We start from the raw sequence: 22,180 nt of genomic DNA on the forward strand, positions 1-22,180 counted from the left end.
TGGGGCCTCTCCTTCAAGCCCAAGACCGACGACATGCGCGAGGCGCCCTCGCTGGTCATCATCGAGAAGCTGCTCGAGCGCGGTGCCAGGGTGAAAGCCTACGACCCGGTGGCCATGAAGGAGGCCCGCCACACGCTGGGTGACTCCATCGAGTACGGCAAGGACGAGTACGAGACGCTGATCGACGCCGACGCGCTGCTGCTGGTGACCGAGTGGCCTGAGTTCCGCTCGCCCAACTTCGCCGTGGTGAGCAAACTGATGAAGGAGAAGGTGGTCTTCGACGGAAGAAACATCTACGACTGCAAGGAGATGGAGGAGAAGGGCTTCACCTACTTCGGCATCGGCATTAAGCAGGTCCAGGTGACACAACAAACGAAGGAGACGGTATAACGCAACATGAAGATATATAGCCGTTTCTTCAAGCGCCCAATTGATTTTGTGCTTAGCCTGGCGGCTTTCATCGTGCTGCTGCCCGTATTCATGGTGGTCACGCTGCTGCTGGCGATTGCCAATGACGGCAGACCTTTTTTCCTGCAGCCGCGGCCAGGCAAAAATGGGTATATCTTTCGCGTCATCAAGTATAAGACTATGAACGACCGGCGAAACGAAAAAGGCGAGCTGCTTTCCGATGCCGAGCGTCTAACGCCGATCGGTGCTTTTGTGCGCAAGACCTCCCTGGATGAAATACCGCAGCTGCTCAACGTGATCAAGGGTGACATGTCGCTGATCGGTCCGCGCCCTTTGCTGGTAGAATACCTGCCCCTCTACAACGAAACCCAACGCCGCCGCCACGAAGTGCGCCCCGGCATCACTGGTTGGGCCCAGGTAAATGGCCGCAACGCCATCAGTTGGGAAGAGAAGTTTCGCTATGACGTGTGGTACGTGGATAACATTTCCTTTTGGCTGGATGTGAAGATCATCTTTAAAACCATCGGGAAAGTGTTTAAGTCTGAAGGAATCAGTGCTGAGGGGGTAGCGACGATGGAACGGTTTAGGGGGAGTAACTACGTAAAAGATTAACCCACCCGTGCCCCTTTCGAAGGGGCACGGGAATCCTTTAAATCATTAAATCCTGTAAATCCTGATTCAGACAAGCAGGTTTCCAGATTTCTCACTAGCGTTCGGAATGACAAATTGAGAATTCTTACCTTTGCATCTGCACTAAGTCAAAATAACTATGTACCTGTACGGCGCGAGCGGACATGCGAAAGTGATCATTGACATCCTGCGGGATAGTGGCATTCCTGTGCTTGGAGCTTTTGATAAGAACCCCGCTATAAAAGAAGTAGGCGGTATACCTGTACTGGGGGCTGAAATAGAAGAGGAACTGGAGCAGCCGGTGATTATCAGCATTGGAGACAATGCTATCCGTCGCCGCGTGGCTGAAAAGCTGGAAGTCGTTTTCGGCAAAGCCATCCACTCAACAGCGATCATCTCGCCCTCTGCCACTATCGCCGAAGGCACCGTGGTGATGCAGGGTGCCATTATACAGGCTGATGCTATAATTGGCAAGCATGCCATTATCAATACAGGAGCTAGCATCGACCATGACTGCCAGATCGGGGATTATGCCCACATCTCGCCATGCGCAGTGCTCAGCGGGAACGTGCAGGTAGGAGAAGGCACACATATAGGAGCCGGGGCCGTGGTAATCCCGAATCTGAAAATAGGCAAGTGGTGCAGAATAGGGGCAGGTGCCGTAGTCATACGCGATCTGCCTGATGGCGTAACAGCAGTTGGTAACCCGGCCCGAATCATAAAAGAACATCAGCAATAACTATGAATACAAAAATCTGGCTCTCTTCCCCGCACATGGGGACAAACGAGTTCAAAAATGTAAATGAGGCTTTTGACACCAACTGGATCGCGCCACTTGGTCCGCATGTAGACGGCTTTGAGCGTGATTTGGCGGAGTTTCTGGGTGAAGGCGTGCATGTGGCAGCTCTGAGCTCGGGCACAGCAGCCTTGCACCTGGCGCTGATCATGCTGGGGGTGCAGGCCGGTGACGAGGTGATCTGCCAGAGCATGACCTTCTCGGCTTCTGCCAACCCGATCGCTTACCAGGGTGCTACGCCAGTGTTTGTAGACAGCGAGGCCCTTACCTGGAACATGTCACCTGAGCTACTGGAAACCGCGATCGAAGACCGCATCAGCAAAGGCAAAATGCCGAAGGCCATCATTGTGGTTCACCTTTACGGTATGCCAGCAGAGATGGACCGCATCATGGCCATTGCCGATCGTTTTGCTATACCTGTGGTGGAGGATGCAGCGGAGGCGCTGGGCTCAACCTATAAAGGCCGTAAACTGGGTACCTTCGGGGCGATGAGCATTCTGTCCTTCAACGGCAACAAGATCATTACTACGTCTGGTGGCGGTGCGCTGGTGTCAAATAACGAAGCTTATATCAAGCAGGCCCGTTTCCTGGCTACGCAGGCACGTGACGCAGCTCCGCATTACCAGCACTCGCACATCGGGTATAACTACCGCATGAGTAATATCTGCGCTGCCATCGGGCGCGGCCAAATGGATGTGCTTTCGGATCGTGTGCAGCAGCGCCGTGCTAACTATACCTTCTATCGTGAAGAACTGGCTACTATACCTGCTATTCAATTTGCAGAAGAGCCGAATGAAGATTTTTATTCTAACCGCTGGCTCAGCACGGTGCTGGTGGATAATACCCAAGGAGTGAGTCGGGAAGATATCCGACTGGCGCTGGAACGTGAGAATATTGAAACACGTCCGCTCTGGAAGCCGATGCACCTGCAGCCTGTGTTCGCTGATTCTCCTTATTACGGCGACGGCACCAGCGAGCGCCTGTTCGACAAAGGACTCTGCCTGCCTTCCGGATCCAACATGTCAGACGAAGAGAGGGAACGTGTACTTCAAGCCATTAAGGATTGCTTTGCGCGATAGGCGCGCGACAGAGCAAATAAAATAAAATCCACCTGCGCAGCGATGTTATTCGAAAAGCGCAGGTGGATTTTTACGTATAGGCTATTAGCTGTGCTACTTGATTAACAGTAAGTTAAAAGCTGAACTTTTCAGATTTTTTGTGTAATTTTGGACGGCATCTATGTCTTTTAAAATGTAAAGGATATAAGTATGCAGGTGAAGTGGCATTATGAATTAGTTAATGTGAGAACTATTGAGTGAATCTTAACGTAAGCTGGAACTTTTGATTGGACAAAACAGGTATTAATTTAAATCAAAACGAACGCCAGCTTAATGCCGTAATCTAAGCTCTTCTCTACCCTGAGACTACCGTATGAAAACATTTTTACAGAACAAAGCTTTACCGAAATGGATCATTCTGATCATCGATCAAATTATCTCCACCTGGTCTTTCGCTTTGTCTTTCTTTATTATCCGCCAGTTTGATTTTGAAACGATCCTGCGCGGTCACTTCTTTGTTTACAGCGGTATTTACCTGATGATCTCTGTGATGGTGTTTTACGCCATGCGCATTCATACCGGTCTGATCCGCTACTCCAGCACTGACGATATTTACCGCATCTTTACCGCTGTGCTGATGGCCAGTCTGGTTTATGGCGCCATCGTAGGTCTGTGGGTTGCGCCTGCCTATCACATCGACTCTGTGAACATCTATGTAGTGCTCCTGGTCAACTTTTTTATAAGTTCTTCGGTGCTGATTATGATGCGCCTGGGTGCCAAGGCGTTGTTTTACTACATTAAGCGTGGTGACAGCGGCAATAAGGAAACAGTGCTGATCTACGGAGCTGACAGCTTTGCCATTCTGGTGAAGCAGGCGCTCGAGGTAAGCAATGCCGGTCGCCTGACAATTGCCGGTTTTGTAGATGACAACCCCAATAAGATCGACAAGCACATCCAGCAGAAGCGGGTATACCACATCAACGATATCGAAAAACTGCAGAGCAAACTGCATATTGATAAATTGGTAATCCTGAGCGAGGACCTGAAATCAGACGCCCGTAAGAACGCCATCGAAACTTGCGTTGAGCTCGGTATAAAAGTAGTAACCGTGCCTCCAACCGAGCAGTGGATGTCGGGCCAGTTGCGCATGAACCAGATACAGGACCTGCGCATCGAGGACCTGCTGCAGCGTCCACCGATTGTGATCGAGAATGACAAAATATCAGCTGACCTGGCCGGTAAGCGTATCCTGATCACAGGCGGTGCCGGTTCTATTGGTTCAGAAATTGTGCGCCAGGTGCTTTCTTACAAACCAGAAATGGTGATCATCTGCGACCAGGCCGAGTCGCCCCTGCATGACCTGCAGCTGGAGATGGAGGAAGAATTCCCGGATGCGAACCTAAGGCTCTGCATTGCGGACATTCAGAACTTTAACCGCATGTATGCCTTGTTTAAGGAGTATACTCCCCAAGTGGTATACCATGCTGCCGCTTACAAGCATGTGCCGATGATGGAGAGTAACCCATCCGAAGCTATCCTGACAAACGTGCTGGGTACCAAAAACCTGGCAGACCTCTCCATGACCTTTGATGTAGAGAAGTTTGTGATGGTCTCTACTGACAAAGCTGTTAACCCAACCAATGTGATGGGTGCTTCGAAGCGTATCGCAGAGATTTACATTCAGTCACTCAACAACATCAGTGCACAGCCTCGGCTTCAGGACAATGTACAGGGTACAGCCCTGCAGCAAACCCGCTTTATCACAACTCGTTTTGGCAACGTGCTGGGCTCGAATGGCTCAGTGATTCCCCGCTTCCGCTCCCAGATCGAAAAAGGCGGCCCGATCACTGTTACACATCCGGACATCACCCGCTATTTCATGACGATACCAGAGGCGGTGCAGCTGGTGCTTGAAGCTGGTACGATGGGCAGAGGGGGTGAGATCTTTATCTTCGACATGGGGCAGCCCGTGAAGATCGTGGACCTGGCCCGCAAGATGATCAAGCTGGCTGGTCTGACAGCAAACGACATTGAGATTGTATTCTCAGGACTTCGTCCGGGTGAGAAACTCTACGAAGAGCTGTTAAATCAGGAAGAGCACACCATTCCGACCCACCACGAAAAGATCAAAGTATCGAAAGTGCGCGAGTATACCTATAACAAGGTCCTCGCCAGCATCAACGAGCTCCTTAACCTTAACAAGGAGGGCGACGAGCTGGATACAGTCAAGCAAATGAAAAAGATCGTTCCCGAGTTCAAGAGCAAAAACTCCAGGTTCGAAGAACTGGATTCGATGGTGCAGTAAGACCTCCCAGTGTTAGATAAAAACAGCAGAAGGCCCGGGCTAGCCCGGGCCTTCTGCTGTTTTACCATTTAACGTTTTTTAAGTGTTGAGAAAAGTCCCCCTTCAAAGCGGGACTTTTAATCAAAAATGCATGAAGCGATATTGAATTCTGGGAAGGGATCCATCGGCAAAAGGAAAACAGCGCTTACAACGCCGGCAGCACCTTACTTTTCACTTCCCCAAAACCAACTCTTATGCCATTCCGCTCCGCAAAGCCGCGCATGATCACGGTATCATAATCGTTGATAAACTTACGCTCGGTGCCGTCTGAAAGCTGTATAGGTTGGGTGCCGCGCCAGGTGAGCTCGAGCATGGAGCCGTAGGAGGTTTTGTCCGGGCCGCTGATGGTGCCGGAGGCATACATGTCGCCTACCTGTATGTTGCAGCCGTTGCTGCTCTGGTGGGCCAGCTGCTGGTTCATGTTCCAGTACATATACCTGAAGTTGGAGCGGCAGATGCTGTTCTCAGCTCCGTCTTCCGGTTGCAAGAGCACTTCCAGGTTAATGTCATAGTTGTGGTCGCCGTGGAACTCCAGGTAGGGTAGTGGTTTCGGGTCCTGCACAGGGCCTTTCACGCGGAAGGGCTCCAACGCATCCAGTGTCACGACCCAGGGGGAGATGGAAGATGCAAAGCTCTTGGCCAGGAATGGGCCTAGCGGTACATACTCCCAAGTTTGCATGTCGCGGGCTGACCAGTCGTTGAAGAGTACCAGACCAAAAATGTAATCATCTGCTTCATCTGGGCTGATCATTTCGCCTAGCTTTGTCTCGCGGCCTGTGATAAAGGCCACCTCCAGCTCGAAGTCGAGCAGGCGGGAAGGGCCAAAGGTAGGGGCAGCGGCATCAGGGGCTTTGGTTTGCCCGTTCGGGCGGCGAATGTCAGTACCTGATACAATGATGGAAGAGGCCCGACCATGGTAACCAATCGGGATGTGCTTCCAGTTGGGTAATAGGGCATTTTTAGGGTCGCGGAACATAGTCCCCACATTGGTAGCGTGCTCAATGCTGGAGTAAAAGTCGGTGTAGTTACCTACTTTGACGGGCATCAGCATACGAACTTCTGCTTGCTTGATCAGGCATTCCTGCATCAGCCTGCTGTTACCGCTGATCTCGTCGTTGTCGTTGCGCAATAGCTCCGACACACGGTTGCGCACGGCACGCCAGGTGGGCTTACCCAGTGCGATAAAGTCATTTAGGTATGGGCGATGGAAAACAGTAGGGTCAACATCAAGGAGCTCGAACAGGTTGTGCTGGGCAACAGCGCAAAGGTCGAGCACGTAGTCGCCGATGGCTACGCCTACACGCGGGTCTTTGGTAGCTGACTCGAATATACCGAATGGAAGGTTCTGTATCGGGAAGTCGCTCTCAGGAGATATTTCGATCCAGGAATGCAATGCAGGGTCATTCGCTTTTATCATAGTGCAAGAAAATCTGGGTTGTTAGACAAATATAGGGATTTTGAAGGGTATGGGGAAACAAAAAAAGCAGGTACTGATTTCTCAGCACCTGCTTACAATTTCTCTTCTTTATTAGGAAATCTTTTATCTACAAAGCCTAAGGCAGTGGCGTCACATTGACAGCCTCTACGGCTTTAATTTCCGGGATAGCTTTGAGCACCGACTGTTCCACGCCGGCCTTAAGCGTCATGGTAGACATCGGGCAGGTACCACAGGCGCCCAGCAGCTCCAGCTTCAGGGTCATATCATCGGTTACTTCGAGCACCTTGACGTTGCCGCCGTCAGCTTCCAGGTAGGGCCTGATCTGGTCGAGGGCACTCTCGATGCGAAGTAAAAAATCGTTGTCAACATTAATGGTTGCCATCTGTCTTAGCTTTTAATTTCTACTGGTTGTGTTTTGGCCAAAGTCGCATTGCGAACAGACACCTGCTGGGCAACAGCCTGGGCCAACTCTCTGAAAACACCGGAAGCCGGAGAATCGTTCTGCAGGGCCACCGGAGTTCCCTCGTCGCCGCATTCGCGTATACCTTGCACCAGTGGCACCTGGCCCAAAACCGGCACATCAAACTTCTTGGCCAGGTTCTGACCGCCTTCCTGTCCGAAGATGTAATACTTGTTCTCTGGAAGTTCAGCAGGCGTAAAGTAAGCCATGTTTTCGACTACACCTAGTACCGGCACATTGATCTGAGGCTGACGGAACATCTGCAGACCTTTCTGCGCATCGGCAATCGCCACTTTCTGAGGCGTCGTCACGATCACAGCGCCTGTAACCGGCAGCACCTGCACCATGGTGAGGTGAATATCAGAGGTCCCCGGAGGAAGGTCGAGCAACAGATAATCCAGCTCGCCCCATTCTACATCGCTGATAAATTGCTTCAGGGCAGAGCTTGCCATAGGGCCTCTCCAGATCACTGCGTGATCAGGCGGCGTCAGGAAACCGATTGACATCAGCTTTACACCATATTTCTCAACCGGAATGATGTAGTTTTTGCCATGATCTCCCTGCACCATGCTCGGGCGCTGGTCTTCCACACCAAACATAGTAGGTATAGAAGGTCCGAAAATATCGGCATCAATCAGGCCAACCTTAGCACCCGACTGCGCCAGGGCAATGGCCAGGTTACTCGTAACAGTCGACTTGCCCACGCCGCCTTTACCGGAGGCAATGGCGATGATGTTTTTTACGCCGGTGAGTACTTCGCTACTGCCCGCACGGCCGGAAGTAACACGGGAAGTCATGTTCACGGTCACTTCTGCCTCTTTGTCTACCATTGTATGGATGGCGCGGATGCAGGCATTGCGAATGAGGTCTTTAAGTGGGCAGGCTGGAGTAGTCAGGATCACGGTAAAGCTCACGTTCTTTCCATCCACCTGCACATCCTCGATCATGTTGAGTGTCACCAGGTCTTTGCCAAGATCCGGTTCCTCGACATAGCTGAGGGCTTTTAGTATATCTTCTTTTGTAATTGCCATAGTATTAACAGCTTTTGTAAAGCCTTACAAAGATACAAACAAAAAAACTTTAAACATGATTTGAGGGCAGGGGATTATGTCTGAATCAGGATTTTCAGGATTTATGGATTTACAGGATTTTCGTGGAAAACAAACGCTTATACCGCAAGTTTAGCATTAGCGCAACTTGCGGTATATATGGTACAACCTGGGATTTGCGCTCCCCTCTGGCATGATCCATTCTGAAAATTCTTTAATCCTTCAACCCTTATTCAGAGAATTTAAACCTTATATTTGTAGCCCCTCAACCAGTATACCCATGTCCCTGATCCCAAAAGAAGTAGTTGACCAGATCCTTGCCCAGGCTGATATAGCGGAAGTGGTGGGGGACTTTGTGTCGCTCAAGAAGAAGGGACAGAACCTGTGGGCCTGCTGCCCTTTCCACCACGAGAAGTCACCTTCTTTCTCCGTTTCCCCTGCTAAAGGCATTTACAAGTGCTTTGGTTGCGGCAAGGCGGGCAACTCAGTGCAGTTTATCATGGATGTGGAAGGCACCAGCTTTCCGGAGGCGCTCAAGTATTTGGCTAAGAAGTATGGCATCGAGGTGCCGGAAGACCAGCCGAACCCCGAATACGCCAAAGAACAGAGTGAGCGGGACAGCCTGTACATCGTCTCCGATTTTGCCAGCAAACACTACCAGCAGTTGCTGCAAAGCCACGATGAAGGCGCCATTGGGCAGTCTTACCTGAAGGAGCGTGGGTTGAGCGGTAACACTATTCGGAAGTTCGAGCTAGGGTATAGCCTTGATGCCTGGTCTGACCTGACAGATGCTGCCCTGAAGGCAGGGTATAAGCAGAAGTATCTGGAGGCGACGGGACTGACTATTGCAAAGGAAGACGGGAAAAAGTACGACCGCTTCCGGGGACGTGTCATGTTCCCGATCCATAATATATCAGGACGTGTCATCGGCTTCGGTGCCCGTACCCTCAAAAGCAACGATAAGAAAAGCCCGAAGTACCTCAACTCTCCTGAGTCGGAGATCTACCACAAGAGCAATGTGCTCTACGGCATGTACCAGGCCAGGCAAGCGATTCGCATGCAGGACATGTGTTACATGGTGGAGGGCTACCTCGACGTGCTTTCGCTGCACCAGGGCGGGATTGAGAACGTAGTAGCCTCTTCGGGTACATCACTTACCGAGGGACAGATCAAGCTTATCGCCCGCTATACCCAGAACATCACAGTGCTCTACGACGGTGATGCGGCAGGTATAAAGGCCTCCCTGCGCGGGATTGACCTGATTCTGGAGAATGGTCTGAACGTGAACGTGGTCACTTTCCCGGCAGGGGAGGACCCGGATTCCTATATACACAAAGTGGGCGACGAGAAGTTCAAAGCCTATGTGGCAGAGCATGCGCAAGACTTTATCTCGTTCAAGACTAGTTTGTACGCTGAGGAGTCGAAGGGCAACCCGGTAAAGAAAGCGGAGGCCATACGGGAGATCGTGACCTCTATCTCCAAAATTCCGGATCCGATCAAACGGACTGTTTTCTTTCAGAGCTGCAGCCTGATCTTTGACATTGATGAGCAGCTGCTGATATCGGAGTACAACAAGATGCACCTGCAGGAGCGCCAGCAAAAGCAGCAGCGCTCGGGTAGTCCGGAGGATTTAGCAGAAGCGGAGGCCTATGAAGCCGAGCAAATGGAGGCTGAAAAGCCAGCCACGGAAGCTGATGGTCTGAAACGCTACGAACGGGAGATTGTGCGTATGCTGCTCAATTACCCGGATAAGGTGCTGGTGGATGGACAGAATACCTGCCAGTATATGCTGGAGCAGTTGGAGGATGTGGAATTCCGGACGCCGCTCTACGCCCGCCTGATCGAGGTGGTAAAAGAGAAGTTACAACAAAGTGTTATACCTTCTGCAGAGGACTTCATCAACTACCCGGACCAGGAAATACGAACCGAAGCAACCAACCTGCTGTCGGACCCCTACGAGCTTTCCCACAACTGGGAAACGCATCAGATTTACGTTCCCCACGAGTCGGACCTGCTGCCCTATGGCGCCGAGCGGGCTGTGCTACGCCTGAAGTGGCGTAACGTGCAGCTGCTTATGAAAACCGAAATGGAGAAGCTCCGCCTTGTCACCGACCCCACCGAACAGGACCGTGTACTACAAATCATCTTCCAGCTCAAATCCTTCGAAAAGCAGATCGGGGATCTGCTGGGGATTGTGGTCAATAAGTAGCACTAGTGTTTATTATCTGTGAGAGGACTATCTCTTCAAGGGTATCATTGCCAGAATAACCAGACTGGTTATGATCTAGTGTATTTTAGTCCGTGCAATGTTCACGTGATCTTCCATTGAATACTTCTCTCCCAGATTGTGTTGTGAAATAAGAAGGCAATGCGGTATAAACTTTTTACCTTTGCAGCGCATTTCATAGTATAGACAATCACCTTGCTGATAACCATAGGTATAGCAGGTATATGGAGTAACACATGGAAACTAATTCATTAGAGCCAATCAAGCTCGATTCAATAGAAGAAGCGATCGAAGACATCCGCCAGGGTAAGATTATTATTGTGGTGGATGACGATGACCGCGAAAACGAAGGTGACTTTATCTGCGCCGCAGAAATGGTTACACCGGAGATCATCAACTTCATGGCGACGCACGGCCGTGGTCTGATCTGTGCCCCTCTTACTGAGGAGCGCTGCGATGAGCTGGGTCTCGAGCTGATGGTAGGCCGCAACACGGCCCTGCATGCCACACCGTTCACGGTATCCGTTGACCTGATCGGCCATGGCTGCACCACCGGTATATCCGCCTCTGACCGTGCCAAGACCATTCAGGCGCTGGTTGATCCTAATACAGATCCGAACTCGCTTGGTAAGCCTGGACATATTTTCCCGCTCAAGGCTAAGAAAGAAGGCGTATTGCGTCGTCCAGGCCACACAGAGGCTGCCGTTGATCTGGCCCGCCTGGCTGGACTTGCACCGGCTGGTGTGCTGATCGAGATCATGAACGAAGACGGTACGATGGCCCGCCTGCCGGATCTGGTAAAAGTCGCGGAGCGTTTCAACCTGAAACTGATATCGATTAAGGACCTGGTAGAGTACCGCCTGAAGAAGGAAAGCCTGATCGACCGTGAGATCGCGGTGGAACTGCCAACTGACTTTGGAAATTTTGATCTGTATGCCTTTACACAGCGCAGCAACGGTGCCAAGCACCTGGCCCTGGTGAAAGGAGACTGGAAAGATGACGAACCGGTGTTGGTTCGTGTGCACTCCTCTTGTGTAACAGGTGATATCTTCGGATCATGCCGTTGCGACTGCGGTCCGCAGCTGCACGAAGCCATGCGTATGGTGGAGCGTGAGGGCAAAGGTGTGATCGTATACATGAACCAGGAAGGACGTGGCATCGGCCTCATCAATAAACTGAAGGCCTACAAACTGCAGGAACAAGGCCGTGATACGGTTGAGGCTAACCTGGAGCTTGGTTTCGGTATGGACGACCGTGACTATGGCGTAGGAGCCCAGATTCTGCGTGACCTTGGTGTAACGAAGATGCGCCTGATCACCAACAACCCGAAAAAACGTGTTGGCCTGATTGGTTATGGACTGGAGGTAGTGGAAAATGTGCCGATAGAAATCGCACCGAACCCGCATAACCAGAGCTACCTGACCACCAAGCGCGACAAATTGGGGCACGAGATCCTAAAAAATACGGTTGTGCGCTAAACAGCCTTGAATTACTGAACAGAGAGCCCGTACCGCCAGGTACGGGCTTTTTTTTGTACCAGGCGCAGGAGCGTAGATAAACAATTATTTGGTGAAAGGTCTATCCCGCTTCTGTTTTCTTACGTTATGAATTGTATGTAATCTTTTGTGAAACAATAGGTTAGGTAGGTAGTTTTATAATAGGTTGTTCACAATTTTAACGTTTTGCTAATGAAAAGACTGAGTACCAAATATTTGTTTTTTACATTATTAGTGGCATTTGCCTGCGAAAGTGGATGGGCTTGGGCACAGATGCGGGAAGGATTTGACACAGAGCGATGGCTGTATGGAAAAGTTGTACTAACCAGCGGAGACAGTTTGCAGGGGGCAGTAATTTATCATCCGGCAAAAGATGTTGTGCAAATAGCATCAGAAGACGGCACTATCAATTCTCTTTCTGCCGTTAATGTCAGCCATTTTATGATCAGCGGTGTTTACGATGGCAAGCCACAGATCTTTCGCTCACTGCCCTGGAACAGAGGGAGCTTTCAGAGTGATTTTAGGGTACCGGTATTCTTCGAGCAGATAAATCAGGGGGAACTCATGCTCATGAAAAGATACGTGGGCGTGACAGCTGCGAAAGGTGAACAGCATCAGCAACAGGCAACAGCATCGCTGCAAACACATTATTTTCCGCACTTTGCCACGGCCGGAGACGAACTGCAGGAAATTATGTATGTGATGCTACCGGACGGGGAGATAGTGCAGCTACGCAAGCACAAAAAAGACCTGCTTAAGCTTTGCGGTACGCAAGCAGGAAAAGTGAAGCAGTATGTAAAGGCTAATAAGCTTGACTACAATAATTCCAAAGACTTACTCAGCATCGTCGACTATTATAATTCTCTCTAGAGCAAAGGCTTAGAGATCGCGGAGCCGCACCAGCAGAATGGATGCGAATACAAGCACTGCGATATAAAATAATGCGGGCAGCACAGCCCAGGCCGGACTAAGTGCCATCATGGGGCTGGTGAGGCCATCTATAATCTCCTGCCCCGGCGTAGGAGTAAGGCTCCCAAACACCTTCATGGGCATAAAACGATCGATCTGGTCATCGATCTGGTAGTGTATGATGGGCTCCACTATTTTAGACCAGGCCAGAAAGGCGATGATGGCCAGCCCGCTCTTACGGATCAGAAAGGCAAAGAACATGGCCAGGCACATGTAACCGACAGCCTGCACAAAAAAGTAGGAGAGGTGATCGATCTTGCCGAATATGGCTCCCATGCTGGTGTCGGAGCTGTAAATTAATCCGAAAAACAAGCCCATCACCAGGAGAAACACAGCGGCCGATGCTGCCAGGCCCAGCGTGACGTAAAATTTGGCCAGAACGGCCTCTGTGCGCGATCGCCCATCTATGACCTGTTGTCTGAGCGTGCGATAGCTGTACTCATCCGTGATCAACACGATCACCAATATACCCAGGAGCAAGTTGAAAAAGTAGGCGACGTAAGTGAAGCGCATCCAAAGGTTAGGGAAATCATAAAGCGATTTGCCCAGCGACTGCCCGCCTACCATCATGTTGCTGCTGAAGTAAATCAGCAGCACCTGCAGTAGCACATAAGTGGCCATGATCGCCCAGAAAGTAGGGTATTGGAGTATCTTCCTGAGCTCAGTTCTGATCAGATTCATGCGGGGCTTATTTTTGGGTGATTTCAAGAAATTGCGCCTCCAGGCTTTTGCGGCGCACCAGGAGTTGGGATAGCACAATGCCCTGTGCAAACATATCGCGGTTGAGGTCAGTACTGGTGTAGCCTTCAGAGAGTGTGAGGCTGATGTAATTCTTCTCCTGCGCAAATTTCACGATGTAAGGCAGACGCTCCAATAGCTGCAGTACCGGGGCTAACTCATCGGCGCTAATCAGCAGCTGATCCTGCGTAGAGAGTATGTCCTCCACCGGACCATCGGCCTTGAGTTTGCCTGCCTGCAGCACGGCTACGTGTGTGCATACCTTCTCTACCTCGTCAAGCAAATGACTGGCCAGCAGAATTGTTTTGCCTTGTGCAGCAATCCGGGTGATCAGGTCACGTACCTCGGCTATACCTTGTGGATCAAGGCCATTGGTTGGCTCATCGAGCACCAGCACTTCCGGATCATTGAGCATGGCGGCGGCTAGTGCCAGACGCTGTTTCATACCCAGCGAGAAGCCTTTGAAGGTGGTGTGGCTGCGTGTGCCAAGGCCTACCATATCGAGCATCTTGTTGATATGCCGGTGGTCTGCCTGCTTGGTGTCGGCTGCTACTTCCAGGTTGGCGCGTGCTGTGAGGTAGGGGTAGAAATTGGGCGTTTCGAGCAGAGCGCCGACCCTACGCTTCGTTTCGCTGCTTATGGAATCCCCAAACCATTGAAAACTGCCTCCGCTCGGCCGGATCACGTCCAGCACCATACCAAGCGTAGTAGTTTTGCCGCTTCCGTTCGGGCCAAGCAAACCGTAAATGCTGCCTGCCTCCACTTGCAGGGTCAGCCGATCCACGGCCTGCAGGCTTCCGTATTTCTTTGAGAGTTCGTTCAGGTATAGGACTGTTGCCATAGCGGAGAGTCGTTTAGACAAATATAGCGTTTTTCTGATATCGGCTGAGAAAAGAAAAGCGCCCCTGCTATACCTGAGCAGGCGCGCTTTTCTTACAGTAAAGTAGATTTAATGCCTCTTGTCTTGCTGTTCAGTGCTTTAGTTTAAGTGATGGCAGGCCTCTGCTATCTACTACCAAGATCCTTACAGGATGACAAATAAGGACGGCTAATTGTTCTTGCTGAAGTCGAGGTTGTAAAACAGGCTTACCTGCAGGGTATGGTTGTGTTCGAACACAGTGCCATTGGCCTTCTGCACAATCTGGTTAAGGTAGCCCAGTTCTAGCGTCGCAGCACTGCTGATCTTATATCCTAGGGCAGCATAAGCCCGGTTCTGGTCGAAAATGTTTCGCTGGATGTTGTTACCAAAACCAATGAAAATCTCGTCATAGGCTGCCAGGAAGGGCTCGCCCACATCGATGCTGGTACCGATGAGTGGCAGGGTGGCCTTGAGCATGTAGCGTGCCCGGTTGAGGTAGGTGGTGGTTTCGGCTCCGGCTGGTTTGATCCAGCGTTGCTCCAATCGGTAGCGGTGCATCAGGCCTACACGCGACACACTGTTCCTGAGCTGCAGCTGCTGGTAAATGCGATGCTCCGGGAAAGTACCCGCCGCCGGAAAGTCGCCGTAAGGGTGCGTTTCGATGTAGCCGTAGCCGAGCGTGAACATGGCTGATGGCGTCAGATCATAGTTTATACCGGTGCGAATAAGCAGTTGCTGCGGGTCTTTGAGTATATTGTGGCGGCGCCATTGCACCTCGGTATGCAGTCCCCACTTCTCGTTGAGTTTGTGGTCGCCGAAGTACATGTACCAGCCGTTGCTGTTGAAATCTTTTACACGCTCGCTTTGCGCCTGTGCCGGAGCGCTCAACCATAGGAGCAGGCTCAGGGCCGGTAAAATTCTGAAAAGTACACCTTTGATATCCATGCTGACAAAGTTCGACCCCAAAAGGCTGAAATTCAACTTGAATATTCGCCTATTTTTTGCTACTTATAAGTGATTATTAGCTTATGCAAGTAGATAAAGAAAAATACAAGACCACAGAACTGAGCATGACGGTTGCCGAGGCCAATGTACGGGCACTGGTTTTCATCGTGCCGATTCTGGTGATCTATGTGGGGGCTTATCTGCTCATCTGGCCGGAACAGTTCTCTTCCCATAACCTGCGGCAGCTTGTGCAAACAAACCGGGACCTGCTGATGATCTCCCCGATGCTCATGCTGCTGGTTTTTATAGTTGGAGCAGTGGTGCACGAGTTGCTGCATGGGCTCACCTGGGCTGTGTTCTGCAAAAACGGTTTAAAGTCAATCAAATACGGCGTGTACTGGAAAATGCTGACACCCTACTGCCATTGCAAAGAAGTACTACCGCTGAGGCAGTACGCCATAGGCGGGATGATGCCGGGGCTGGTGATGGGGCTGTTGCCAGCTTTGGCAGGTATAGCCATGGGGCATTTCCTGCTCTTCCTGTTTGGCCTGTTCTTCAGCATGGCCGCTGCCGGTGACTTGCTCATTCTTTGGATGCTGCGTCATCAGCATAGCTCCGACCTCGTGCAGGACCACCCCGACAAGATCGGCTGTTATGTGCTTAGCTCAAGAAAATCTGCTTAATAGATGTCAATACCTATCCGTCCGCAAGATGTCAGCCAGAAGCGCCTGCTATTGCCAGGCTTTCTGCTACTGCCCGTAACCTTTGCAGCCTTTTATTTCCTGCCGCAGCTTTTGGGCAAAACAGCTGGTTACCTGGCTAGTTTTGTGCTGTACTGGAGTTGGTGTATAGTGCATGGGCTGGTGTTGAAGAAGGGTGATGTGGTCAAACGCTATAGCTGGCCTCCTCACACAAGTACAAACATACTTTGGGCGGTGCTTTGCTTTTTGCCGGTAATCGGTGCATTTACGGCAGCATTTTTGGTCGCATATCCTTTTCTTAGCCCTGAGCTATACCTGATGCTGGCACTTGCTGCACTCACAAACGGTTTTGTGGAGGAGTTTTACTGGCGTGGTGCCTATACGAGTAGGTATGGACAAAACAAACTGTACGCCTTCGTGCTGCCTACGCTGCTCTTTGGGCTCTGGCATATTTCGGTTTATGCCGCCTATGGCATCAGCTACCAGGGAGGGTTCTTACCTTTGGTTGGTGGCGCATTTTTTATGGGATTGATTTGGGGCTATACCGCTTTCCGGCAACAACGCATCCTTATACCTACGCTGGCCCATATCCTGACCAACTTTTTTGCCTTCTCTAATCTGATCGTGGAGAATTGGATACGCTAGGAAAGTCGCGCCTTTTGGCTATATTTAAGGTATGGCTCTATGAGACTTTAAGCACCAGACTATGAATTATAAGAAACTATTAGGCGGAGGCCTCACCCTGGCAACCGTGCTCTGCGGCAATCTGCAGGTATCAGCTCAGGATTACAAGCAATTGCACGAGCAGGCTATTGTGGTAGACACGCACAACGATGTGTTGATCTCGGTACTGGAAGGGCTGCGACTGGAAGATGACCTTCGAGGCAAAACACACTCAGACCTGGCACGCTTCAAGGAAGGAGGAGTCGATGTACAGGTATTTTCAGTCTGGAGTGATGGTACGTATGGGAAAGGCAAAGGCTTCAAGTTCGCCAACCTTCAGATCGATTCCCTCTACGCCATCGTAAACCGAAACCCTGACAAGATGATGATTGCCCGCACACCAGCCGATATAGAGCAGGCCGTCGCACAAAACAAAATGGCGACTATGATCGGGGTCGAGGGTGGCCACATGATGGAAAGCAACCTGAAGTACCTGGAAGCACTGCACAAGCGCGGTACCATCTACATGACCCTGACCTGGAACAACTCCACTCCCTGGGCCACTTCTGCCATGGACGAGGAGGGAGGCAAGCTGCCTAAGAACCGCAAACCCGGACTTACCAAATTTGGCAAGCAGGTGGTGCGCAAAATGAATGAACTAGGTATGCTGGTCGACCTGAGCCACGTAGGGGAGCGTACTTTCTGGGATGCCATGGCTACGACCACCAAGCCAGTACTGATCTCGCACAGCTGCGTACATCACTTCAACCCGCATTTCCGCAACCTGAAAGACGACCAGATAGAAGCCATCGCCAAAAACGGCGGTGTGATCCACCTCAATTTCTTCTCCGGCTTCCTGGATCCGGAGTACGACAAGCGCATGAATGGTTTCCGGGCCAGACACAAGGCCGAAGTAGACTCGCTGCGCAAAGAAGGAAAGAACTCTATTGAGGTATTTGACTGGGCGATGGAAAACTATCCGGAAGAAGCCTCAGAACTGCGTCCACCCCTGTCTATCCTGCTCGACCACCTTGACCACATCGTGAAGCTGGTCGGCGTAGACTACGTAGGCCTCGGCTCTGACTTTGATGGTGTCACTTCCACACCGCAGCAGCTCGACAGTGTAGCCGATATGCCAGTGATTACCCGTGAATTGCTTGCCAGAGGGTATAGCGAAGAGGATATCAAAAAGATACTAGGCGAAAACTTCCTGCGCGTGCTGCGTGCAAATGTGAGTTCATAAGCAGGTTTGGGTATAATTGCAAAAGGTCAGGCCCTTATCCAGAGCCTGACCTTTTGCAATTACTCCCTCGCTCGCGTCCCGCGAGTGTGAGCTATCGGGTGGACTCTGGCCGCTTTGATCTGTAGCCTTGGTACTAGTGGCGGGACACCACAGGGTAACCCACACTCGCGGGACGCAAGTGTGGGTAGTGCCTATACCTATACCTATACCTATACCTGGGCCAGAGGCCCCACCATAGTAGACACGAGCGAGGACGCTCGCAGCATACTAAATCCTACTACTCCACAGGAACTACCCTGTAAATCGTCCCCGGGCTCTCCACTGCGACATAGATATACCCATCCGGTCCCATTTTCACATCACGCACGCGGCCGATGTTTTTGAGTAGCTTCTCTTCGCTCACAATCTTATCGCCATCCATTTTGAGCTTGCTCAGGAACTGGAAACGCAGTGACCCTACCAGCAGGTCACTTTCCCAGCCTTTGTAGCGGTTGCCCGTCACGAAAGCCATACCGGATGGGGCGATTGATGGCACCCAGTACCAAAGCGGCTGTTCCATTCCTTCTTTTTTGGTCAGTTCAGTCAGCACGGTGCCGTTGTAGTTGATGCCATAGGAAATCACTGGCCAGCCGTAGTTCTTGCCTCGTTCAGCAATGTTCACTTCGTCGCCTCCTCTTGGGCCATGCTCGTTTGTCCAGATGGCGCCAGTACGCGGATGAATGGTCATCCCTTGGATATTGCGGTTACCGATGGTCCAGATAGAGGCGATGGCTCCTTTTTCGTTTGTGAAAGGGTTGTCGGCAGGTATAGCGCCATCGTCTTTGATGCGGTGCACCTTGCCTGGGGCACGCTCAATGGTCTGGGCATTTTCGTGGTGCTGGCCACGGTCGCCTACCGACACATACAGCATGCCGTCACGGCCGAACTCCAGGCGGGAGCCGTAGTGGTGGCGGGTGCGTGCCCAGGGATGTGCTTCAAAGATCACTTGCTGATTAGTGAGCTTGTTCCCCTCCAGTTTGGCGCGCATTACGGCCGTAGTAGACAAAGTCTGTTCACCTTCTTTCTTGAAAGCAGAGTAGGAGAGGTAGATCAGAGTGTTCTGGGCAAAATTAGGGTGCAGCTCTACATCCAGCAAACCACCTTGTCCCTGTGCCAACACCTCAGGTGCACCGGAAATTTGCTGCAGCTGTCGACTTCCTTTTGGCAAACGGTAGAAAGCTCCGTTGCGGTCCGTGATCAGCATATCGCCGTTTGGCAGGAAAGCCATCCCCCACGGAATCTCCATACCTGTCGCCACGGTGTCGAGGCGGTAGCGGAGGTCTTCGGAGGTATAGACGGTAGTAGCGGTGGCTTCTTCGCTGAAGTCGTACTGTTTCACGTTCTGTATACCTTCCTGAATGTAAGCGACCAGCGCGGTGATCTCCTGGTCAGAGAATGTCTGCTCAAAGGCAGGCATGCCTTCCTCGGGGTAGCCGTGCTTGATGGCGGCAAGTAGATTTTCAGCAGAACTACCATGCTTCCATTTGCGGTCAGTGAAGGCCTCCATCTGTTCGCCGTGACAGCCGGAGCAGTAGCTGGCGTAATTGGTGCGGGCTTTCTCCAGCAGAGCCTCGGACAATGCTACTTCCTGAACGGAATTTTGGGCGACTGTTTGTGTATCCGGATTGCTTGTGCTGGCGCTGCTGCCAGAACTGGTGCAACCAGCCAGTGTGATAAGGGCTAGTCCCAGGAGTGGGAGTAGGTGATTTGTCTTTAACATAGTAGTTGTGTTTCAATCTTCAGGGTGTGCATGGTTCGCAACCTTGTGTATACAAATATAGTGGGTGTAAAAGCAAAAGCCACCTTCATCAGGTGGCTTTCACGTTTTATATTGATTCTACTTTACAGCGGCAGTTTCACATCTTTCATCAACCTGCCCACCGGGTACCTGTTGTGTGTAGGCTCGTAGTGCGGAGAATTTCTGTACACAAAGTCCAGCTGGGCGCGGGCATTCTTGGCAAACTCCGGATCCTGCTTTTTACGGGCTTCCAGTTGCTTGCGCAGGTCTGGGTTTTGCTTCAGGATATCAGCGGCCAGGTCCTCAAACACATAGCTCGAGAAGTACTCTTTCTGCATCAGGATACTGTCAAAGAAGTTCCAGTTGAAGTAAGAGTCAACGGCCTGTGGCTCCAGTGCCTCCACCAGAAAGCGGTTGGCCTCCTGGTTCAGGTATACCACGAAGTCGCCTTTCAGAAACTGGCGCGGCATGGTGCGTGTCTCCACCTGCGTACCAGTGTGCAGGTAGTGGCCCTCGTAAGCACGAGGAGAAGTTTTATAATCGGTGATGTAGTAGGTGTCAAGGGTAAGGGTGGTGTCTCGCTTGAGCTGGCGCATTTCCACTTTGTTTAGCTTCAAACGCTCGATCACTTCGCGCCAGGCCTGCGGAATGATGTAGGCCACCGGCTTTTCCACAGTCACAGAAGGGGTGAAGGTATTGTAGTAATTGATGTTAGTAGAGTAAGGGGCCTTACGATCGTAGTAAAGACGCTCAAGTCCGCTTACTTCGCTTGGCTTATACTTGGCAGCATAGCCCAGGAAAGGGATCTGCTCCACCTTGGTAGTGTCCAGTTTCCAGTCCAGTGCAAAGGTCTTCTGTGTCAGCGTCTCTTGCTTGGCTTTGGCTCTCAATTCGCCTATTTCTTTTGCGTCACGGCTCACGGTGCTGATCATGTGCTCCATCAGTTTGTATGTGGACTGCACTCGCTGATCAAAAGGCTTGAGCATGTGTGTCTCCGGCACAAAACCGATGGTATTGTATAGAGCTGTGTAGCCAGTGGCGTAGCGCGGCGATTCCATAAAGCCAATGATGCCTTTCTCCGGTGTTTCACCAATAGTATTCATGTAAGGCACCATCGGGAATTTGTCTTTTTTCATGCCTTCATACAGCGTAGGCAGCATCTTACCCTGCAGGTAACCGGCCAGTGTCGGGTTCAGTTTGTTGTGCTGCGTGGCGATCAGCGTCATCACGTGCTGGTAATCGGCGCCGTTGGAGGTATGGTTATCCATGAACACATCCGGGTCCCAGTCGCGATAGATTAGGTGGAAGGCCTGGGCGTTTTTGGAATCGGTCTTGAGGTAGTCGCGGTTCAGGTCGAGGTTGCGGGCATTGCCTCTAAAGCCGTAGCTCTCCGGTCCGTTCTGGTTGGTGCGGGTATGGCTGTTGCGGTTGAGCGCGCCACCAATGTTATACACAGGTATAATTGCCAGCACTACATTATCAAGCTGCTTGCGTTTGTTCTTATCCTGCAGGTAGTCGCGGGCCAGCAGCATGGTCGCATCTATACCTTCGGGCTCGCCCGGGTGGATGCCATTCTGGATAAGCAGTACGCGTTTGTCTTTCTGCTTAATGGAGCTCGGGTCGAAGTCTTTGTCGGTGGAGATGATGACCAGGTGCAACAAACGACCGGAGTCGGTATAGCCGTAGGGCACCATTTTTACTTCATCGTAGGCGGCGTCGAGCTTGCGGTACCAGTCAATGGCCTCGTCGTAAGTGGCAGTCTGGTTTTTGTTGCCTTTCTCGTAAGGCGTTTTGAGGTCGGTTTTGTCAGGTGTTCCGGTAGCCAGCAGCGCGGCTAAGAGTAGGGTGGTTAGCATGTGTGGTGTAACAATTGGTCTTGCAGAGCAATGTTAACCAATTCAGGGCAAAAATCCTGCTTATACCTGAAAAGTCTTCCGGTGTTTGTTTGTCGGGAAGAGTTGCTTGTCCAGGCTATACTTGCCCGGGCCAATGAAGTAGAGGGCAAAGAAAAGGATAGCTGCTTCCAGTGCGTGCGAGTAACCGCCAAATCCGTCGCCGGCGCTCATGTGGCGCAGCGTAGCCACCAGCATGGTGATAACCAGCAGGATGGTCGTCGGGCGGAAGAAAAGGCCCAGCACCAGCAGCGCACCGCCCACTGTTTCCGCAAACGCAGCCATAAAACCCCAGAATTCCGGCATGAAGTCTATACCCAGCAACTGCATGTTCGCTCCTATTTTGGCCCAGCGCTCGGGCCCGCCGACCATTTTAGGCCAGCCGTGCAGGATGAACATAATGCCGATGCCGATGCGGAGCAGCAGCAGGCCGGTGTTTTTATAGCTGTAGCGGGTGCGGAGTAATGACATGAGAGCAATAATACGT

The 22,180-nt window shown here is 51.4% G+C and carries 20 protein-coding genes; 11 read left to right on the forward strand and 9 right to left on the reverse strand.

The features are described from left to right. The 5 genes from I0P70_RS04750 to I0P70_RS04770 all read left to right on the forward strand — a co-directional run. Positions 1-390, forward strand: a 390-nt coding sequence (locus I0P70_RS04750) for a UDP-glucose/GDP-mannose dehydrogenase family protein (protein WP_255530921.1), incomplete at its 5' end; no start/stop codon positions are given. A 6-nt stretch (positions 391-396) separates the two neighbouring features. After that, positions 397-1,020 (forward strand): sugar transferase, encoded by a 624-nt coding sequence (locus I0P70_RS04755; RefSeq protein WP_196115044.1) that lies wholly within the window; start codon positions 397-399, stop codon positions 1,018-1,020. Positions 1,021-1,177: 157 nt separating this feature from the next. Beyond that, positions 1,178-1,777, forward strand: coding sequence for an acetyltransferase (locus I0P70_RS04760; protein WP_196115045.1), 600 nt, complete (start codon positions 1,178-1,180; stop codon positions 1,775-1,777). Positions 1,778-1,779: 2 nt separating this feature from the next. Next, on the forward strand, positions 1,780-2,913 hold the full coding sequence (locus I0P70_RS04765) for a DegT/DnrJ/EryC1/StrS aminotransferase family protein (RefSeq protein WP_196115046.1): 1,134 nt from the start codon (positions 1,780-1,782) through the stop codon (positions 2,911-2,913). Positions 2,914-3,265: 352 nt separating this feature from the next. Then, positions 3,266-5,197, forward strand: coding sequence for a nucleoside-diphosphate sugar epimerase/dehydratase (locus I0P70_RS04770; protein WP_196115047.1), 1,932 nt, complete (start codon positions 3,266-3,268; stop codon positions 5,195-5,197). Between the two features lie 184 nt (positions 5,198-5,381). Here the strand turns inward: I0P70_RS04770 and fahA are convergent, their stop codons facing one another. The 3 genes from fahA to I0P70_RS04785 form a co-directional block, all read right to left on the reverse strand. Next, positions 5,382-6,653: a fumarylacetoacetase gene (gene fahA, locus I0P70_RS04775; protein ID WP_196115048.1), complete on the reverse strand. Its 1,272-nt coding sequence runs from the start codon at positions 6,651-6,653 to the stop codon at positions 5,382-5,384. A gap of 136 nt (positions 6,654-6,789) precedes the next feature. Beyond that, positions 6,790-7,056 (reverse strand): NifU family protein, encoded by a 267-nt coding sequence (locus I0P70_RS04780; RefSeq protein WP_007656779.1) that lies wholly within the window; start codon positions 7,054-7,056, stop codon positions 6,790-6,792. Between the two features lie 5 nt (positions 7,057-7,061). Then, entirely contained in the window at positions 7,062-8,165 is a 1,104-nt protein-coding gene (locus I0P70_RS04785; protein WP_007656776.1) for an Mrp/NBP35 family ATP-binding protein, read from the reverse strand. 298 nt (positions 8,166-8,463) lie between these two features. On the opposite strand from I0P70_RS04785, the gene dnaG reads away from it, so the two are divergent. The 3 genes from dnaG (at position 8,464) to I0P70_RS04800 (ending at position 12,776) form a co-directional block, all read left to right on the forward strand. Continuing rightward, positions 8,464-10,392: a DNA primase gene (dnaG, locus tag I0P70_RS04790; protein WP_196115049.1), complete on the forward strand. Its 1,929-nt coding sequence runs from the start codon at positions 8,464-8,466 to the stop codon at positions 10,390-10,392. 254 nt (positions 10,393-10,646) lie between these two features. Then, positions 10,647-11,888: a bifunctional 3,4-dihydroxy-2-butanone-4-phosphate synthase/GTP cyclohydrolase II gene (locus I0P70_RS04795; protein ID WP_007656772.1), complete on the forward strand. Its 1,242-nt coding sequence runs from the start codon at positions 10,647-10,649 to the stop codon at positions 11,886-11,888. A gap of 210 nt (positions 11,889-12,098) precedes the next feature. Beyond that, positions 12,099-12,776: a hypothetical protein gene (locus tag I0P70_RS04800; protein ID WP_196115050.1), complete on the forward strand. Its 678-nt coding sequence runs from the start codon at positions 12,099-12,101 to the stop codon at positions 12,774-12,776. Between the two features lie 9 nt (positions 12,777-12,785). Here the strand turns inward: I0P70_RS04800 and I0P70_RS04805 are convergent, their stop codons facing one another. From I0P70_RS04805 to I0P70_RS04815, 3 genes are all read right to left on the reverse strand, one after another. After that, positions 12,786-13,556 (reverse strand): ABC transporter permease, encoded by a 771-nt coding sequence (locus tag I0P70_RS04805; RefSeq protein ID WP_196115051.1) that lies wholly within the window; start codon positions 13,554-13,556, stop codon positions 12,786-12,788. A 7-nt stretch (positions 13,557-13,563) separates the two neighbouring features. Beyond that, positions 13,564-14,454, reverse strand: a complete 891-nt coding sequence (locus I0P70_RS04810) for an ABC transporter ATP-binding protein (RefSeq protein ID WP_196115052.1) — start codon at positions 14,452-14,454, stop codon at positions 13,564-13,566. A gap of 207 nt (positions 14,455-14,661) precedes the next feature. Next, a complete protein-coding gene (locus I0P70_RS04815) occupies positions 14,662-15,417 on the reverse strand; it encodes a DUF2490 domain-containing protein (protein WP_196115053.1) in 756 nt (251 codons plus the stop codon). Positions 15,418-15,500: 83 nt separating this feature from the next. On the opposite strand from I0P70_RS04815, the gene I0P70_RS04820 reads away from it, so the two are divergent. The 3 genes from I0P70_RS04820 (at position 15,501) to I0P70_RS04830 (ending at position 18,024) form a co-directional block, all read left to right on the forward strand. After that, positions 15,501-16,100, forward strand: a complete 600-nt coding sequence (locus tag I0P70_RS04820) for a DUF3267 domain-containing protein (protein WP_196115054.1) — start codon at positions 15,501-15,503, stop codon at positions 16,098-16,100. 3 nt (positions 16,101-16,103) lie between these two features. Further along, complete coding sequence (locus I0P70_RS04825; protein WP_196115055.1) at positions 16,104-16,763, forward strand: CPBP family intramembrane glutamic endopeptidase; 660 nt, start codon at positions 16,104-16,106, stop codon at positions 16,761-16,763. 61 nt (positions 16,764-16,824) lie between these two features. Next, positions 16,825-18,024, forward strand: a complete 1,200-nt coding sequence (locus tag I0P70_RS04830) for a dipeptidase (RefSeq protein WP_196115056.1) — start codon at positions 16,825-16,827, stop codon at positions 18,022-18,024. A 277-nt stretch (positions 18,025-18,301) separates the two neighbouring features. Here I0P70_RS04830 and I0P70_RS04835 read toward each other — a convergent pair whose 3' ends face one another. The 3 genes from I0P70_RS04835 to I0P70_RS04845 form a co-directional block, all read right to left on the reverse strand. Continuing rightward, positions 18,302-19,783, reverse strand: a complete 1,482-nt coding sequence (locus tag I0P70_RS04835) for a PQQ-dependent sugar dehydrogenase (protein ID WP_196115057.1) — start codon at positions 19,781-19,783, stop codon at positions 18,302-18,304. Between the two features lie 122 nt (positions 19,784-19,905). Further along, complete coding sequence (locus tag I0P70_RS04840; RefSeq protein WP_196115058.1) at positions 19,906-21,657, reverse strand: M14 family metallopeptidase; 1,752 nt, start codon at positions 21,655-21,657, stop codon at positions 19,906-19,908. Between the two features lie 60 nt (positions 21,658-21,717). Continuing rightward, the gene (locus tag I0P70_RS04845) at positions 21,718-22,164 is read right to left on the reverse strand and encodes a DoxX family protein (RefSeq protein ID WP_007656753.1); all 447 of its coding nucleotides are present in this window, start codon (positions 22,162-22,164) and stop codon (positions 21,718-21,720) included. Between the last annotated feature and the right edge of the window lie 16 nt (positions 22,165-22,180).

Source organism: Pontibacter sp. FD36, assembly GCF_015686655.1.
Lineage (GTDB): Bacteria > Bacteroidota > Bacteroidia > Cytophagales > Hymenobacteraceae > Pontibacter.